General features: G+C 41.8%; 13 protein-coding genes and 1 pseudogene. 1 reads left to right on the top strand and 13 read right to left on the bottom strand.

The genetic code is table 11. The features are described 5' to 3' along the window. Positions 1 to 398: 398 nt before the first annotated feature. From ACFIKU_RS06930 to ACFIKU_RS06985, 12 genes and pseudogenes are all read right to left on the bottom strand, one after another. Entirely contained in the window at positions 399 to 596 is a 198-nt protein-coding gene (locus ACFIKU_RS06930) for a hypothetical protein (protein ID WP_375657070.1), read from the bottom strand. Positions 597 to 1,620: 1,024 nt separating this feature from the next. Continuing rightward, positions 1,621 to 2,626, bottom strand: a pseudogene (locus ACFIKU_RS06935) (phage tail protein). Then, positions 2,623 to 3,762 (bottom strand): tail fiber domain-containing protein, encoded by a 1,140-nt coding sequence (locus ACFIKU_RS06940; protein WP_375657071.1) that lies wholly within the window; start codon positions 3,760 to 3,762, stop codon positions 2,623 to 2,625. The pseudogene ACFIKU_RS06935 and the gene ACFIKU_RS06940 overlap by 4 nt, the downstream one beginning before the upstream one ends. Beyond that, entirely contained in the window at positions 3,759 to 4,241 is a 483-nt protein-coding gene (locus ACFIKU_RS06945) for a hypothetical protein (RefSeq protein WP_375641785.1), read from the bottom strand. Before ACFIKU_RS06945 ends, ACFIKU_RS06940 begins: the two co-directional genes overlap by 4 nt. 303 nt (positions 4,242 to 4,544) lie before the next feature. Then, entirely contained in the window at positions 4,545 to 6,008 is a 1,464-nt protein-coding gene (locus ACFIKU_RS06950; RefSeq protein WP_375641784.1) for a hypothetical protein, read from the bottom strand. A 262-nt stretch (positions 6,009 to 6,270) separates the two neighbouring features. Beyond that, positions 6,271 to 6,963: a hypothetical protein gene (locus ACFIKU_RS06955; protein WP_375641783.1), complete on the bottom strand. Its 693-nt coding sequence runs from the start codon at positions 6,961 to 6,963 to the stop codon at positions 6,271 to 6,273. A gap of 83 nt (positions 6,964 to 7,046) precedes the next feature. Next, positions 7,047 to 8,165: a N4-gp56 family major capsid protein gene (locus tag ACFIKU_RS06960; protein WP_375641782.1), complete on the bottom strand. Its 1,119-nt coding sequence runs from the start codon at positions 8,163 to 8,165 to the stop codon at positions 7,047 to 7,049. A gap of 394 nt (positions 8,166 to 8,559) precedes the next feature. Beyond that, positions 8,560 to 9,333, bottom strand: a complete 774-nt coding sequence (locus ACFIKU_RS06965; RefSeq protein WP_375657072.1) for a hypothetical protein — start codon at positions 9,331 to 9,333, stop codon at positions 8,560 to 8,562. 351 nt (positions 9,334 to 9,684) lie between these two features. Beyond that, a complete protein-coding gene (locus ACFIKU_RS06970; RefSeq protein ID WP_375657073.1) occupies positions 9,685 to 11,529 on the bottom strand; it encodes a portal protein in 1,845 nt (614 codons plus the stop codon). Next, positions 11,529 to 12,890 carry a PBSX family phage terminase large subunit gene (locus tag ACFIKU_RS06975; RefSeq protein WP_375657074.1) on the bottom strand — a complete coding sequence of 454 codons (1,362 nt, stop codon included), beginning with the start codon at positions 12,888 to 12,890 and terminating at the stop codon, positions 11,529 to 11,531. Before ACFIKU_RS06975 ends, ACFIKU_RS06970 begins: the two co-directional genes overlap by 1 nt. Positions 12,891 to 13,582: 692 nt before the next feature. After that, positions 13,583 to 13,774: a hypothetical protein gene (locus ACFIKU_RS06980; protein WP_375657075.1), complete on the bottom strand. Its 192-nt coding sequence runs from the start codon at positions 13,772 to 13,774 to the stop codon at positions 13,583 to 13,585. Between the two features lie 144 nt (positions 13,775 to 13,918). Next, on the bottom strand, positions 13,919 to 14,242 hold the full coding sequence (locus ACFIKU_RS06985; RefSeq protein ID WP_375641777.1) for a hypothetical protein: 324 nt from the start codon (positions 14,240 to 14,242) through the stop codon (positions 13,919 to 13,921). Positions 14,243 to 15,360: 1,118 nt separating this feature from the next. Between ACFIKU_RS06985 and ACFIKU_RS06990 the strand changes: the two genes are divergently transcribed. Then, positions 15,361 to 15,732, top strand: coding sequence for a helix-turn-helix domain-containing protein (locus ACFIKU_RS06990; RefSeq protein ID WP_375657076.1), 372 nt, complete (start codon positions 15,361 to 15,363; stop codon positions 15,730 to 15,732). A gap of 630 nt (positions 15,733 to 16,362) precedes the next feature. Here ACFIKU_RS06990 and ACFIKU_RS06995 read toward each other — a convergent pair. Continuing rightward, positions 16,363 to 16,587 carry a hypothetical protein gene (locus ACFIKU_RS06995; protein WP_375657077.1) on the bottom strand — a complete coding sequence of 75 codons (225 nt, stop codon included), beginning with the start codon at positions 16,585 to 16,587 and terminating at the stop codon, positions 16,363 to 16,365. Positions 16,588 to 16,775: the final 188 nt, after the last annotated feature.

Genomic DNA, 16,775 nt, shown 5'->3' on the forward strand with positions numbered 1-16,775 from the left:
CAGACAACCTCAGACAACCTCAGACAACCTCAGACAACCTCAGACAACCTCAGACAACCTCAGACAACCTCAGACAACCTCAGACAACCTCAGACAACCTCAGACAACCTCAGACAACCTCAGACAACCTCAGACAACCTCAGACAACCTCAGACAACCTCAGACAACCTCAGACAACCTCAGACAACCTCAGACAACCTCAGACAACCTCAGACAACCTCAGACAACCTCAGACAACCTCAGACAACCTCAGACAACCTCAGACAACCTCAGACAACCTCAGACAACCTCAGACAACCTCAGACAACCTCAGACAACCTCAGACAACCTCAGACAACTATGTGAAAGGCTTTTGAAAAAATTTCTTCATCGAAAATTTTTACAAGGTATTTTTTAGATTATATTCTGTTTTCCACCTGAAATGATAATTTTATCACCTGAAACCAAGAAAAATGCATGATCACCTTGATGCTTTGTTGGCTTTCCCCAAAAGGACAAAGCCCGCTCCACCGGTCTTCAAACAATGCCAATCGATAAACAACAATCTGTAAACAATCTGGCTTATTATCTAACGGATTTGGCTTGGCTTCCCTCATCAAATGCACCTTGGAATGCATCCCCTGTCTAGAGTTACTCTACAAAAACGCTTCTTTAAGAATACGCACAGACGAAAAACATCCCAATCCATAAAGTTTTAACCGCACCTCAAACAATAGTATTTTACGACACAACAGGATAAACTATTGTCTTACAGATTTTCTCGTATCACTCTCATTCTGTTTCAAGAAGTTGCCTGATAAGCACAAAATGCCATCTAAGAGAGTTCAATGCCTCACCATGTAACGCATCGCCAATCTGCTCTAGCCAACAAAGCGCCCATTTTGAAAGAATAAACGCTTTTTACATACACTCCCAAAAGAAGGAGAGAACCATTTTGCCTTTTCTCACTTTAAATAGACATATCCGTTGACCTCTTCCCACCACCTCAAAGGACGAAGATTTAGTCCCACATCGGGTTGCAAACAATTCAACTACTCTGAAGGGATTCCGTCTGCTAATCATTTATATGATTCATTGGCATAAGGTTTAACCAAGCAAGACTTCCGCTGAATAGATGTCTCTTCAATACTTAAATGGATCAAGTATTGTATATCTTATTTTTCCTTATATCACCAGCTTCAATAATAGTGTTTTAATGACGGTGTTTTACGGCATAACATAATAGGATAAATTTCACCCATGGGCTTTTTGTCATCGCACAGCAGCGCTTTAAACCCGACGCTTTAATAATGTATCACGATACCAATAATGTATCACGATACCACAAGAGAGAAGCATTTTGGATAAAGTCTTTATTCCTCAGCAAAAACTCTATGAATAAAGAAAGTTTTTTTGTTCTCTTTTACCCCTACCTTCAATAATCACTGTCTTGATCCTCTAAAGAACAATAGGCAAACTGACCGTTACACATCCAACAAAGGCAGCACAAAAAATAAAATAATAAAGAGAATTGAGTTTTTTCTAAAGCGCCTCAAAACTTTCTGCACAATATATTCAATAAGACTTTTTTTCATAACAAACATTTTGCAAGCATTTTTATCTTTCTCAAAGCTTTCATTCTCAGGCTTTGACAGCATAAACCACCGCCATATTGACGGGGCGTGTTTCATCCCCCCCTGTTTTTTTGCAACAAGACCTTATGTTCATGCTCTCCCGCAGGACCTGTCAAACAACCTATCCGAGACACCATAGCTACCTCCTCTTTATAAGTCCCGCTATTGTACCTTAGAATCTTGTTTTCAACCTTTGGATAACTATGCTGGTGGTTACCTGTTGAATCTGTTTTTCCCTCATGGGTATGGGATTTAAAAGACTCTTCTTGTCGACTTCCCAAGCGACGTCCTTTATCAATTTCTTTTCCACTATCGAGCCCCCGTAAAAACATTCCACGCAAATCGGGAACATTGAATGTTGTTCTCCCGTCTCCTTTTCCCCATGTTTCTCCCAGAACAGCAAAGAGATTGGCATAGCTCCTTCGCAAATATTGTTTACCATCACACAGTAACCATCCAGAGGGTATTTTTTCTGTAGCAAAAGTCCCGATAAATCCAGAAGAAAACGTTTCCGGTAAAGGAGGAAAGGGCGGAATTTCAGGAAGTTTTACAGTAGGATTAGTTAAAAACCAGCCATCAGCATTTTTCCCGGCAATATCACGCGTATAGACGATCTCATAAAGCCCCCCTTTTTGAATTTCTCCGCCCTTTAAAGGCATAATACCCTCTGGCGTTGCCATATAAGTTGGTCGTGGAAGTAATTGATTTAAAGAAACATTTGTTATTCCTCTGTTGGCGCCTTGTGCTTTGAAGCGCACAACAATGCCATCCATATAAGTCTCAAAAAAAGACTTTGTCGCCAAACGAAGTGATGTCCTCTCGTTCTTCACATCAACAGTAAACTGTGTTTCAATCCCGCCCCCATTATCCAACAAATATTCTTTGATACGTTGCATCATAGCGCGAGCACTATCATTAACTGTGCTTGGAGGTTGCCCTTCTGCCCAGTTTATACGCTCGTCGGCATAAGCATTTTCTGATGCGATAATTGACCAATCATAAATCGAACTCATAGAAGATACTCTTTATTCAAAAAGGGAAAACGAGCAAAAAATGAAGAAAAGAAAGCCGCAATTTTATTTTTAGATGCCGGTATTTTCTCCTCTTTCATTTTCTCCATTTTCAGTCCTATTTTGTCATAATCAACATGCAATAATTTTGTTTTTGCATTGACATAAACTGCTTCCGGCTTCACACGCAACACGTCTTGCGCCATAACGCCCTGATAACGTTGTGGATTTCCTTTATAATTAAAGGTATAAAGTGGATATCCCTTTTTCTGCCCCACAGAGATAATATTTTCTTTTGCCCTCACATCACAAAGCCCTAAAATTCCTCCGACCAATCCAAGCACTTGCTGCGCATCACGCAATGGATCTTTTGTCACAGAAGGCATTGTCGTGGATTTTCCGGAAGTCGTTCCGTAATTTCCAGCAGCCTGAGTCCCAACCTGTAACAAGCTTTGCAATCGGTTCCAATCTTGATTATCTTTTTCTGACCATTTTTGGCGTTCAGCATCTAAGATATTTTGACGGTTTAGATCTTGAATCATGCCCCCTTTCAAAGCATTGCTTTGCACGTTACTCTGCCCTTGATAATAGCTATTTGCCGCATTAACCTGATCATTCTGAGAGCGATCAATCATCTGGTTTGCATTCATCATATTATTAATATCTTGATTATATTGCTGTGCTGCAGCATTTGTTGCCAAGGCGCCTAGCTCATCAGCCAGCACACCGGTATGAGCCCCAGAGCCATAACGTCCTGCCCCAGACATCGATTGATTAATTGCATCGGAAGTTTTACTCAGAGCATTTTGCAATGCAGTATTAAATTTACTATTGCTTCCAATCCAGCTTCCCTTAGCCATACCGGAAAGATTTGTAGCGCTGTTGGTTGGTGCATTCAACCATTGCGTTACCGTTGGATTGTTATAGAGCCCTGCTGCTTGTTGTAAACCGGTCAGCGCATTTTTTGTCATATTGCTAAGACCAGCGACTCTGTCTCCCTGATAAACGTTTCCGCCAATCCCTTTATTATAAAGTCCAAGTGCATCAGCACTGGCTTGTTTTAAAATATCAGCCGCCCAAGCAGGTGGAGCATTTGTTTGTGTTGTTGTCTGCACTTGAGGTGTGGTTTTTCTACTCATGACTTGAGAACCTTTCTATATTGAATAAGATTACGAGAATATCCGTGATGAGCGAGCTTTTTCGCCCATCCAGTTCTTCCAAACATGTGCATTTCTTCAGCATTAATTGTTCGCGCCCATTTTTCGACTTCATCAATCAATTTGACCAATTTCAGCCCTCCCTCTCCAGCAAGATCTGAGAGAACGACGCATTTTTTCCCCGTATGGGCACTTTCAACTTTGGTTATTGCAAAAGCACTAAATTGGATTTTATTTTTTAAGACCAGCCACAATTGTGCTTGTCCTGTAGCGATTTCTTCAGCAACTTTTTCCAGACAAACATCATCTGGAAAGCGCTGAGCATATTTTTGAAACGCAGCATTGAGAGCCTCTTGATAGGGCGCTATTTTTTCCCATGGCCATTGCTCTGTCAAATGAGCAGAATATAAATCTTGACTCTCTTGCATCATAATTTTGGCTCTTTTAGCTTTATCACTCATCTCCCCTTAAATAACATCCCCCTACGCATTCCACACATTCCATGCTCCCCGCACAATAAAAGAAAAAAAGCCCCATCATCCCTTTGTCACAACAAAGAGGAAACTTTCTTCTTTATAAAAATAAACCCTTTCCTCTTTATAAAAATAAACCATGGTGCAGCCTATTTTTCTTTTATCGCAGAAAAGCATGAAACATAACGTACCACCTTGTTCCTTTGTTTATAAAGGCTTGGGGACTATGGGGCATTTGTTCTTTAATAATAGGGGCTTAGGTCTATCGCATGGTATTACAAAAGGGCATGCCTATCGCATGCCGGCCCGCGTCAATTCCACATCAAATCCGGTGACATGAGTCCAATTCACGCCTTCAGGAATGCGCAATTTAAAGCGATAAAACCGTGCCCTTGCGCGACAATGAATTTGTCCCGTATTATAAGAGGGCTGTTTTTCTGGCAACCAAACAGTTTCCTCTTCAAGAGATTGTCGAAAGCGCATTCCCACAGACAAATAAAACTTTCCACTATTGACTTGAGGCATAATATTTTTCACCCGTGTTATCATGCCATTTGTCTGCCCCATTTCTTGTGATGTCACGACACAAGCCATAGGGCATCCAGAAAACGAACCCAGTCTGCCCTGTTGATCAAATGCCCCCAGAATAGGCGATTCATTTTTCCAAACTTTACTATCAAGAGAAAAGGACAAATCATCAATATTCTCAGTCACAAAATCAAGACCTTCTAGGGTTGTTCCGGCTAAGAAAATAGGCAATATCATTTTGATATCCACGAGAGCTTTTGTCCATTTTTGCAATCCCCAATCATAAATGAGCAAGATACGTTTATGAAGGTTCTCATCAGAATCAACCATCCAATAAACACGATTATACACCCCATCAATAGCCGCAGACATGGTATACAGATTATCCTGCCTTGATTTTGCGGTCATCGTTCGATCAACTTTTTCGAACCCAATGGGTATAATCTGTCCCTCATTTGTTATTTGATAAAAACCGCCTTCATCGGCAAAGAATGCTAAGTCGCCGCGACAAACAATAGATTCAGCATTTTTGGCACCTCGTTTATCGTGAATTTTTTGGAAACTAAAAATAATCTTGGAGCCAGGGATAAAAGAACCAGCATAGATTGCAGAACGCATAAAAATAATTGGATTTGTTGTCTCGGTTGCCCCTTGAACGAATCCGCCATCAGGAAAATCTTGATAATCACAACTTTTTTTCCCAACAGTCCAAAATTCAGCATCATTTAATCCAGACCAATGAACCCGTCTTGGATACTCGGTTAATTTCATCAAACAAACGAAATCTCCCCAGATTCGAACAATCCCTGCTTGTGGTGGATTTCCCCCTAAATTTCTAAATCTTTTATCATGATTAATATCAATCACTTGTGGTTTATCATTGGCATTCACCGCAATGATAAAATCACCAAACAAAGCAAAAGACCACGGAGCATCGATATTAGCCAGATAAGATTTTCCTTTTTGGCTAATATCTTTCCAGTTCATTGTTGTATTATCAAGCAAGAAGATTTTTTCTCTTGTCCCAACAATAATGGAAACCCCATTTTTTGTTTTAACCGCAAGAGCACCTAAAATTGGCTCCGGACAAGGCTCTGATAAAGGTTCAAAACTTGGCATAGGGATATAGGAGCCATCAGCCGGTAGCACATTAACAAGTTCATCGGTAAAAATTCCATTGATATCCGCCACATCGGGTCGATAATCAGCGATTGGGAAAAAAGCCATCAAGACCCCCATAAAATTCTTGAAGAGCCCAGTGCCATTCAAAACACCAAGGCTTATTGATAAAAAACCACAAAAGCCCTTAAAACTCTAAAGGCATAAAATTCAACAAAAAACACAACTTTAAGTTGACTAACACATCGAAAAAACGATACCATAAATAATCGCCACCCCAACGCCATTCACCAGCCCTTCACCATCAACGCCCAACGCGCATCCAGCCATAAGGGACAAACCAGCCATAAACGATTTGGAAAAAAGCCTTTTAAAAACGCATTGGACGAATCTTTGAAGAACCTTTTCGGCGCGATGTTTCAATCCGCAAAGCTTGAAGCTGTTCTTGAAAATCTCTGAAAGAAACAGCGGCATATTCAGGATCTTTAAGAATATTTTTATAAAGTTCATATTTTGCCCGTGCTTTAATAAGATCAAAAGCATAAATCAACCAAGGATTATCATCCTCTTTCAGCTGTTCATCGGCAAAATGAACAGGAGCATAAGAAAGCTGTACAGTTTCCACATGTTCTGGTGTTGGAAAGAGTCCTATTTTTTGATCAAGGCACGTATAAAAGAATGGCGTTCCTAGCGCAGGATTCATACCATATTGTTGGTGCAACACTTCCAAGGGCTTAAAGAACAGCTTTGTTGGTGTTGCATTCTTTGTTGCTAAAAAGACGCCCTCCAAACTCTTTTCTGATTCAATAAAAACCCCCTCTTCTTGCCCATACCATGTTTTACCACTTTGTGTTTTAAACGTCCTTTCTCTTTTTTCATTAAAGAAAAAGGGTTCGCGTTCACACAAACGCAAAGCCGTAAAAATTGAATCTTGAATTTGCAGGGAATATTCCGCTGTTGTATCATCAATTTCATCTTGAATAAGCGCGACCATATAAGCAAAAGTTTTAGAATGGTCTGACTGTGTAAGGTTTAGATTTTGGGGATCAGTGGAAGTGGTCATAAGCCTGTCCTTGTTTCTGGAAGCATTTTAAATTTTTCCCCCAACAGATCCCTCTTGTTGGGGGAAGTGAGCAAACATTCGCTTTAAGCGGGTGCTCCATAAGTTGGGATGACGATAGTGCCAAAATCCTGAGCCCCTTGCGTACTTCCTGGCAAGGTAAAGCAAGTTTTTTTCATACCAATAATGGTTTTTGCCGCGACCCCGAATTCTCTTTCATAGTCGAAGAGTTCTTCCACCAATTTATAGCGTGTTGCTCCTCGATCTTTACCAAAAGCAATCACAGCACTCTGCGCACCAAGGAGAACAGCACGACGCACATTTGGTACAGCTTTATTTGTCGTCCCAGACTCGACTCCTTCGGTAATATGTTCAGCTTCGCGTAAAACCACACCATTATACATGCCCAAAGATCCATCATAGAGCGGATTTTTGATACGACTTCCACTATAGATTGCCTTGGTAATATCGAGCCATTGCCCCGCATCTGTGTTGGTTCGCAATTGCGTCACTTGGGTTGGATGAAGATAAAGCACATAGACATTTTCCCCATCAATCCGCACGGGTCTAATTTTTGGATTTGCCAATTTAGCCCGTTCAACAGCTTTATCAATGAGCTTAAGATCAAAAACATCGTTTGATTTTAAATCTTCATCTTTTGTTTTTCCATTAGGGCGCACGACGCGTTTATCGGTTGGTGCCGTTGGCGCATTAAACCCATAATGAACAGGTTTAAGATTAATCGTACGTCCCTCAAAGTTAATAGCTTTTGCGGTATATCCACACACTTGAATGAAGAACATCATACTCAGACGATCTGCATACCAATCAACCAAACCATTTTTTGCCTCGGTGCGCAAATCATGGAGAATTCGTTGTTGATCAATCGTTCCCTCATTTTTGACACGCACAGCATGAACGAGTTCATTAATTGCCAAGCGATCATTGAGAAACTGTAAAGCTTCTTCATTGCCTTCCAATGTCTGCCCTTCACTCACCCCATCGCCTAGCAACTGCACACGCAAATTAAAGCTAATAGCATCCCCACTTGCTTTCGTGGTTTCATCTTTTAATTGTACGATACTGTTTGAATCATTTCCAATCAGCGGTGCAATCGGAAGTGCTTTTGAGACTTCTTGGTTTAGTAATTTAGACCATGTGCGCACTGCCATTGGGTCATTAAGTCCGATATAAGTTACAGTCATTTTGTCCTCTAAAAGTTTTATTGACATAAAAAACCCGGCAAAGCGCCGGTTGTTAAAACACCACATTTCATTTCAAATGGTGAATAGGTTGTTCGTGAGTTTTATCTAATTTCTATTAGCGTCTGCCTCCCCCTTATAAGAGCTCTCCTCACCACATCCGTGCTTTGAGAAATCCCCCACATTCCCTGCGCCAAAAGCCTCTTAACGTTCCCACAAAGAACACGGCCCCGCACGCCATGTGCTAAAAGCCTCTTAACGTTCCCACAAAGAACACGCCCCCGCACGCCATGTGCTAAAAGCCTCTCCACGTTCCCGCAAAAAGCACGCCCCCGCACGCCATGCGCCAAAAGCCTCTTAACGTTCCCACAAAAAACACGCCCCCTCATTCTTGTTTTTAAAATTCTCTTCCCCCCATTAAACGGTTAAAAGCAGCTTTATTTTTAGGATCAGAAACCCAAGCGCTAAACTCTGCTTCTGACATTTTATCAAGCATATCCAAAGAAATCGGCCCATTTGGCATCAAGCCGTTATAAGCAGCAAGTGTACGTGCAGAATTGTGTCTTTCCTGTAAATTTTCATCCATGTTATTGGGAACATTTGTGTAGCCAATTTTTTGTGCAATAGAGTAAATCACTTCAGCCGGATTTTGATTTTTTTGCGCACAATCGCGCAAGATCTGTTTCAACTCATCACCAATCAACGCATCAATATTTTTGGGATCGGCCATCTCAGGATAGAGCGAAGCGCAAGCTGCCAACTGTTTAGCCCGCGTTTCATAAATAAAATCAGCAGCTTGATCAAAATCATGATGATTTTGTTTAACACTTGCAACAGACTGCTGAAAAAACGCATACAACTGTTCTGCTTCGCGAGCCAGAGAAGGTTGTTGTTTTTCATTAACAAGTCCTTGTTTTTGGAGTGTTTTTCCCAACCATTGCATATAGCCCATAAAGTCTTTTTGCGGATCTGGTGGAGCATCTTCTCCCCCTTGAACTTCTTTTCCAGCCTTTTGCGAAGAGTCCTGTTTTTGATGCATTTGCCCTTGGAAATTACCTTCAAGAGTTTTTTCTTCTCTTCCAATTTCACCGTCTTCCCCCTCTTGTGTTGAGAGTAGATAATCCTGTTTCAATTGGTTTTGTTCTGCCGGCGTTAAGTGTTCTTGATCCATGACATTAGCCTTCTCTTTTTTAAAACAATAAAATCAAATTTTTCAGATAAAACAGCCCCATAAGCATTTATCCCCTCAATGCTTACCCATCTTTTGGCTCCAACATTCTCCCACATGGGCTCCCCCACCATGACAGCAAAACACCTCCCACATATCCCCACCGTGACAAAAAGACTCTATTAAAGATGTTTCCCAACACCAACACTATGGCTCAACACAACAGCTCTTCTGAGATAAAGAGAGGCGACATTGCACGACATAAGCAACCCTGTACTATGGAAATTGATATACACCCGACAATTGATGAGGTTTATCCAAGATTGCGCATTATATTGCACATCATAAAGCATCCTATTGTTGAGCCTTTACTGTCTGCAACATCTGCATTATCTGCTCTGTTCCCACATTCCCCCCCGTCTGCGCTGAGGCATTTTGCTCTTCTTGAAAAGAATTTTGCGCCTTTATCGCAATTTTATGAATAAGTGAGGCTGGTAAAGGCGAATAGCGTAAGAGATCAAGCATAATTTCAGGCGTTGCAAAATTTTGCATCAAAGGAAGCAATTGCATGATCAGTGCAAAAGTACGCTCTTTTTCATTAAGACTTGTTGGCGCATCATCCACGACAATATCATATTCCAAACTTGTCACCATTTCGCGTGTCAGCGGCACATACTGGGCATTTTCATCCCCAGCAATACGGACCAACCGCCCATCGGACAGATAATTTTGAATAAGATAGAGAATAATTTTTCCCTGTCGTTGCCGATATCGACGCAACCCATCAAAAAAGGAAGCCAAAAGATTAAGTGACGATTGTCGCCGTTGTTGTTCAAGAACACCGGGCTGATTGACAGCTCGCGTCCCAATAAATTCAGAAGACAATCCCGTCACCTGTTCGAGTGCGCTCTTTGCTTCATTAAACAATTGGAAAAACCCTTGCGGAAATTGTGCCATGGGTTTAGGCTGGATTCTTCCCCCAGACACCGCCCCACTTTTCAACCAAGTAATACTATCAGCTCTAGCCCAACTCTCGACAGCTTGTCGATCATCATCAAAAGCATCGCGCTCTGCCATAATTCCGCCTTTGGATTGGCTATTGAGCAAATGCATCACTTGACTAAAATATTTGTTTGCCCACCGTTGGGGATCTTTTGTAGGGCGCACAATTCCATAAAATTGCCGGCTTAACTTATCAAAAGTACCGGTAATACACTCCCATCCCAATTGATTGTTTGGGACCAAGGGCTTATCAGGCGCATCAAGCAGCTTTCTGCCCAAAAATGCCCGTTTAACAATTTTTCTGTTCAACTTTGTTGCTTGAACATGAGGAAAGGTTTTACTTAAATTTTGGAAATCTTGCTCTGAATAATCGATAAACTTTCCACTTTGAGGCTCGAGAACTTTATAAACCACCTCGCGTTCAAACCAGCGACATTCTACCAATGTCACCATTTTAGGACGTTGATAGGTTCCTCCCTCTTCTCCTTGATCCCCCCTCTCAGTCTGATAACTTTGTGTCATCCCATTGCTGGTTGGGTGTAAAAAACTATGATGTTTAACCCAATCAGCATTAAGATCACTCCAATGAACATTGGGAAACATTTCTTGAGCCACAGCAAGAGGTTTTTCATCAATATACCACAGGCGTTGTGCATCAATGAGATTAGGCTTGACAGCACTCGCATCCCACACCATTTTCATCGGGTCTAAACGCGCAATGATTGGTTTTCCTTGTGGATCTTGTTCATAATCAAGGCGTGTATCTGTCCACCCCATTCCGCAAATAATAGCATCTTGAAAGGCATCGGAATCTTCGTATTCCCCATCGGCTTCATCACGAAACCACTCAGCTGCCCCTGTCAGAATCTGGTTTGCAAAGGCTGCTCCTTCTTGTCGTGGAATAAATTGAACTTGTCTTTTATTATTGCGCTCAGCCCCAATCACGGCATTGATTAAAGGCGCAATACGGTTAAAAGTCATGACCGGTCTGTTTTGTTCGTGCAAGACAGCCAAGTCTTGCTCATTCCATTGCCGTCCATTATAAAAATCGTAATCTTCTTGGGCATTTTTTCGCCATTTTTCGACATGAGCAATATCATCCTGATACCACCCCACGAGTTTTTTAAAGAGTGCTTGATTTTCAAGCGTTTCGATTTGATCAAAAGAAGAAAAAGAAGAATCTGTAGAAATATTCATTAAAAAGCCATCCATGACGTTTGAGAATGGTGAAACGAGCGATAGGTATTTTTTCGCGCTCTAGCATTTGGTTGTTCATAAGCCACACACATCAGTCCAAAGGCATCGGCCCCATGGCTAGCCCAATCATGTTCAGCCCCTAGTCCGATATTGCGCTGTTCGTCGCGCCTTTCATGATACCAAGCGAGTGCTTTTCTGCCTGCACATGTCGTTTCACGATTAAACCATAGTGCAGGAAACAACCGCCTTACGGCTTCGATACGCATTTTCACAGCGCCTGTTCCTTGATTAGGAATCACTTTAGTTTGAAAACCGGCTTGTTGAAGTGCACTTTCAAAACTCACATTATAAACACGATCTTTTGTTGCGCCATCATGGGGCAAAATCATGAGAGCCTTTTCATATCCCCTTTGATAGACCCAACCCACATGCTCTGAAAGAGGTTGTCCTTGAGCTTCATAATAATCGAGCACTCGGATTTCCCGTCCAATAAATTGTGCAACCCACAATGCAGTAGCATCAGCCTTTGCTCCTGTTCCCCCGATATCCCAAAAGATTCTCACCTGCATCAAAGGATCACGTGGAACGGTGGTAATCCGCCCTTCCATTTCGGCTTCGAGAAGACATTTCTGATAATAAGCCCCTTGGACAGCTTGGAGATATTCGCCTTCCCAAATATGGTTATATTGCTCTGGTCTTTGCTGCAAATCGTCCATTCGATCACGATTGAGTTTTTCCGGAAATTGCGGATTATCGCGCCAATTAATTTCTGCCCCTTTGATATGAGGATTATCGACATTTCGGAAACGTTTTTCCACGGGTGCATTTTCATGGCACGGGTTCCATGTGACCCATAATTCTGCGTTCCAATCTTTTCCTTCTTCGCGCAAAGTTGGAATAAGTGTTTGCCAAGCGGTTTCTGTCACCGGCTCTGCTTCATCGACCCAACAAAGGAAAACGCGCCCCATTGATTTAATACTCGCAATATTGCGATCAAGCCCAGCAAACACATAGACAATCCGTCCATCTTTTGACTTAATATATTTATCGCCGATTTCATAATAGTCTTGTAAAAAAGGATAGGATTCGATAGCGCGTTTAATTTCTTCCAAAGAACTTTCATTGAGAGAATTTTGAAATTGCCTTGCACAAAGAATAATCCCGCGCTCTCCAGCCATTCCATGGCGATAACCCACAACAGCTGACATCAAAGCAAAAGAACGTGTTTTTCCAGAACCCCGTCCTCCCCAAGCGGCTCGCACATCTGCTTTTCCAGTAAAAACAGGAATAAGCTTTGGAATAAGAGCCACTTGAGCCGTTTTCTGCTCAATTTTTTGAGAAATTTTCTGAACAATTTTCATTATAAATTTTCATACTTTAGCAATAATTGCGCTTCACCCTTTTGCTTATCCCAAGTTTAATTCTCCCAGAACAATTGAAAGAAAAGAGCAATTAAAAGAAAAGAGCAATTGAACGCAAAACGCCCTTCTCAAAAGCAGCGCTTTACCTTCCTTCATCCTAATACTCAATGAATTTCACTTTTTTGCATGAAGCCCCCCCTTGAACCCCTTTGACCACATTGAACCCCTTTGACCACTTTGGACCCCGCATATACACGATATGCGCCCCCAAGGTACCCTTCCACCCAAGGGGGGCCCCTATATCCCCCCATCACCGCCCCTCAAACACCGCGCCTGTCATCCCCCAACCACAAGCACGGCATCCCCCCAAATCATAGCCTCAGCACATGGCTCTCAGGCATATCCAAAACCCAACATCCTCAAACATCATGCCTCTCAAGCATCACCAATCCACACACTTGTCTATCTCCCAAGATACCCCATCAAAACACTGTCCCATATCCACCACACAAACACCCTGCACCAAATCCCCTCCAGCACAAGCCTTTACGCATCATTCACCCAAAGCCCCACACCTTCCAGTATCACGAGCACCTACAAAGCACGATAGCCTCTGCTTCAATCCCCTCAAGACAAGCAATCACCAAAGCAGCCCCCTTCCAAAACAGTTACCCCACATCATTCACCTCAGCCTAACATTTTTCAATATCACAAACCTCCGTTGCCGAAGGATCATACTTTTCCGCTTCACTATTTTTTGCATTCACTGGTACAATCTCAATACGCGAAACTGTTTTTGATATCTCCACACCTTCAATAACGAGAAAAGACCAAACCTTCACAAAAAATCCAAAACAGTAGATAACATCACGCCCTCTACGCATTGTACCTCTAGGGTATCACCTCTTCAGCACACGCCCCCCTCTGTCATCGCCCATAAAAGCCGGCGTCCCCACATAGGAAACCCAAATATCTCCCAGCGAAATATTCTGCCCTCCAGTAAACACCCTAACATCACAGACCTCTCTTCAAGCCTCCGTTACCGAAAGATCATGCTTCTCCGGTTCACTATTTTTTGCATTCACTGGTACAATCTCAATACGCGAAACTGTTTTAACCTGCCCTTCTCCAGTCCCCTGAAGAGGCAACACTTTTGCAAGAAGCGAAAAAAACGGTACGGGATTATTCAAAGCATGATATTGAAGATAAGAAACCAGCCCATCTTCACCGTAGTGATAGCCAGCCTGTTCCGCCGCTATCAAAAGAGCTTCATTAAACCGCTTTGTTGTTTTATTCAAAGCCCCTTTTTTCCGCCCTCTTCGACGTAAGGGAAGACAATGTTCATCTACCATCATCATGTTCCTTCCAACTAAAGAGAAACCAAAACCTCAAACACAAAAAATGACATAAAAATCAGGAATCAAACCTCGAAAGAAACCAGCAATTTTAAAAAAATGGGACACACCAAAAAAGGTAAAAAACACCCACAAAGCACAAATTCTCTGCTCCATTTTTACAGATCAACGTTTTTACGCTTTTACATCATTACAGAACAAAGCCAAATGAAATATCCACCACCCCGCACCGCTCTGTAAACACTGGTCTGTTAACAATCTGATTTCTCGTCTATCAAATTCCCCTGCTGATTATTTTATATAGCTATCACGACACTTCAAAGAATGGTGTTTTATCAAACACGCCAGATAAGCTCTGATCTACAATTCAACTTCAAAAAGCAAATTTTCCTCTGCTGAATAAAGCTTCCACCCCCCACCGGTTTTAAACTATAATCCTGTCTCTGCCCCACCCCCCCCTACTAACATCAGATTACCGCCCCCAAACATCCCTATTTTACAGTATAACAGACTAAAAAATATTTTAATTTTCTTGCCAATCTTCTGAAACTACTTTATTGATAGTTCTGTGTTTTTGGTCGTCTACGCAACAACCAAGAGGGGTTAAAAGCCCTAAGTTCAGTACATAAAAATCGATACCACTTTGTGGGTATCTCCCGGATTCCGGGAGCTTTTGCTATGTCCAAGTGCTTGTCAGCACTAAAAGCAAAAGGCTGGCTGAGCTCAGTGCTTTCAAACTCCCGGAATACTCATGCGAGGGCGCTCGCCCCTAGCGGGGGGCTTGAAGTGCCAACTAAAAATCCAGATTTCGCACTTTTTTAAAAAGTACCCAATCTTATAGTCTTTGAAATTATTTTGATTTTTCTTGCCAATCCCTTGAAATTATTTTATCATTCAAAAGGTGCCTTGATCGTCTACGCAGCGATCAATAGGGCGTTGAAGCCCGAAAACTCAAACATTAATTTACCCCACTTTGTGGGTGTCCCGGAGTTCCAGGAGTTTTTTCTATGTCCAAGTGCCATGAGCACTAAAAGCAAAAAGCTGATTTGAGTTCAGTGCTTTCAACCTCCCGGAATACTCATGCGAGGGCGCTCGCAACCGGAGGGGAGCTTGAAGTGCAAACTAAAAATCCACATTTTAACGACATTTCGATAGGCAAAAAAATTCGTCATAGACGCATTTCAATGGGGCTTTCTCAAAAGGAATTAGGAAACCATTTAGGTGTCAGTTTTCAACAAATCCAAAAATATGAAAAAGGCTCCAATCGTGTCAGTGCAGGGTGTTTGCTAGAAATTGCTAAAAAACTAGATGTTCCCGTAAACTTTTTTTATGCAGACCTTGCCACAAAAGAAAATCTCTCAACAAAAGAAAATGCCTCTCACCATGATCAAGACACCTATAGCGAAAAAGAACATGCACTTTTAAAAAACTTTAGAGAGCTCCAGCCGAAAAAACAAAAAGCAGTCTTGTGGTTAATTTCTGATTAGACAAATTTCGGATTAAACAAAAGCGCACCCATCAACATCCCTCGCGACTATCCCCCTCTGCCTAAAGCCTTGCCCACCTGATACCCCCACATCCCCAAAAATGCTCCACGGCACCGGTTTACGGCATCATCGAATAACAAACTTCAAAAATAGGATAACAGACATCAAAACCTTGGGAAGACACTCCCCCACTCTCACAGAATTTTATCAAGAGATCCCATCTGATTTAAACGCACAATTCCGATTGTATCATTATGATACCTTTTTACATTTACCTTGTCAAGTTTTTATATTTTTCTTTTGATATTTTTGTGTTTTTCTTTAAGGGAATCACATTCTTCAAAACACCTCTCTTGCAAAACGCCATTCCAGTAAAATACCCCTCATAGAAAACACAATATCCAAAACAACAAGAGCTAAAATAGGAGTGCCCCTAATAAGATCACCCCTAAATAGGATTACTATTGTATTTCTCATTCACCCACTTATTAAAAAAACATCTCTCAATGCTTCTCACACCCATTTCACGGATATTCCCCCATATAAATACAGACGCAACTATAATTGTTACGTTCCGCATAGAATATAAAAGCTAACCACATTTTTTCTCTCTTCACACCTCTTTACACATCACCCCTTTACACATCCCCCTTGCAATCTGTTCACAGCTATTCCCAAATTCTCCTCTCCAGCCAACACACAAGCGCCCTTCATCCCAGCTTTCTCTGCTCCATTCACGAAAACACTTCCCCCAATCCTTCTCACCTCTCCATACCAGACAAAAGCCCAACGTGACAAAAAACACGCACAATCCACAAAGCACAAATCCTCCGCTTCACTTTTACAGATCACCATTTTTACGCTTTTACATCTTTACAGAACAAAGCCAAACGAAAGGTTCACCACCCCGCACCGCTCTGTAAACACTGGTCTTGCAACAATCTGATTTCTCGTCTATCAGATTTCCCTGCTGATTATTTCATATGGTTATCACGACACCTCAAACGAAACTGTTTCATCAGACAAGACAGATAAGCCCTGCC

Source organism: Bartonella sp. CM120XJJH (assembly GCF_042194715.1).
Taxonomy (GTDB): domain Bacteria; phylum Pseudomonadota; class Alphaproteobacteria; order Rhizobiales; family Rhizobiaceae; genus Bartonella.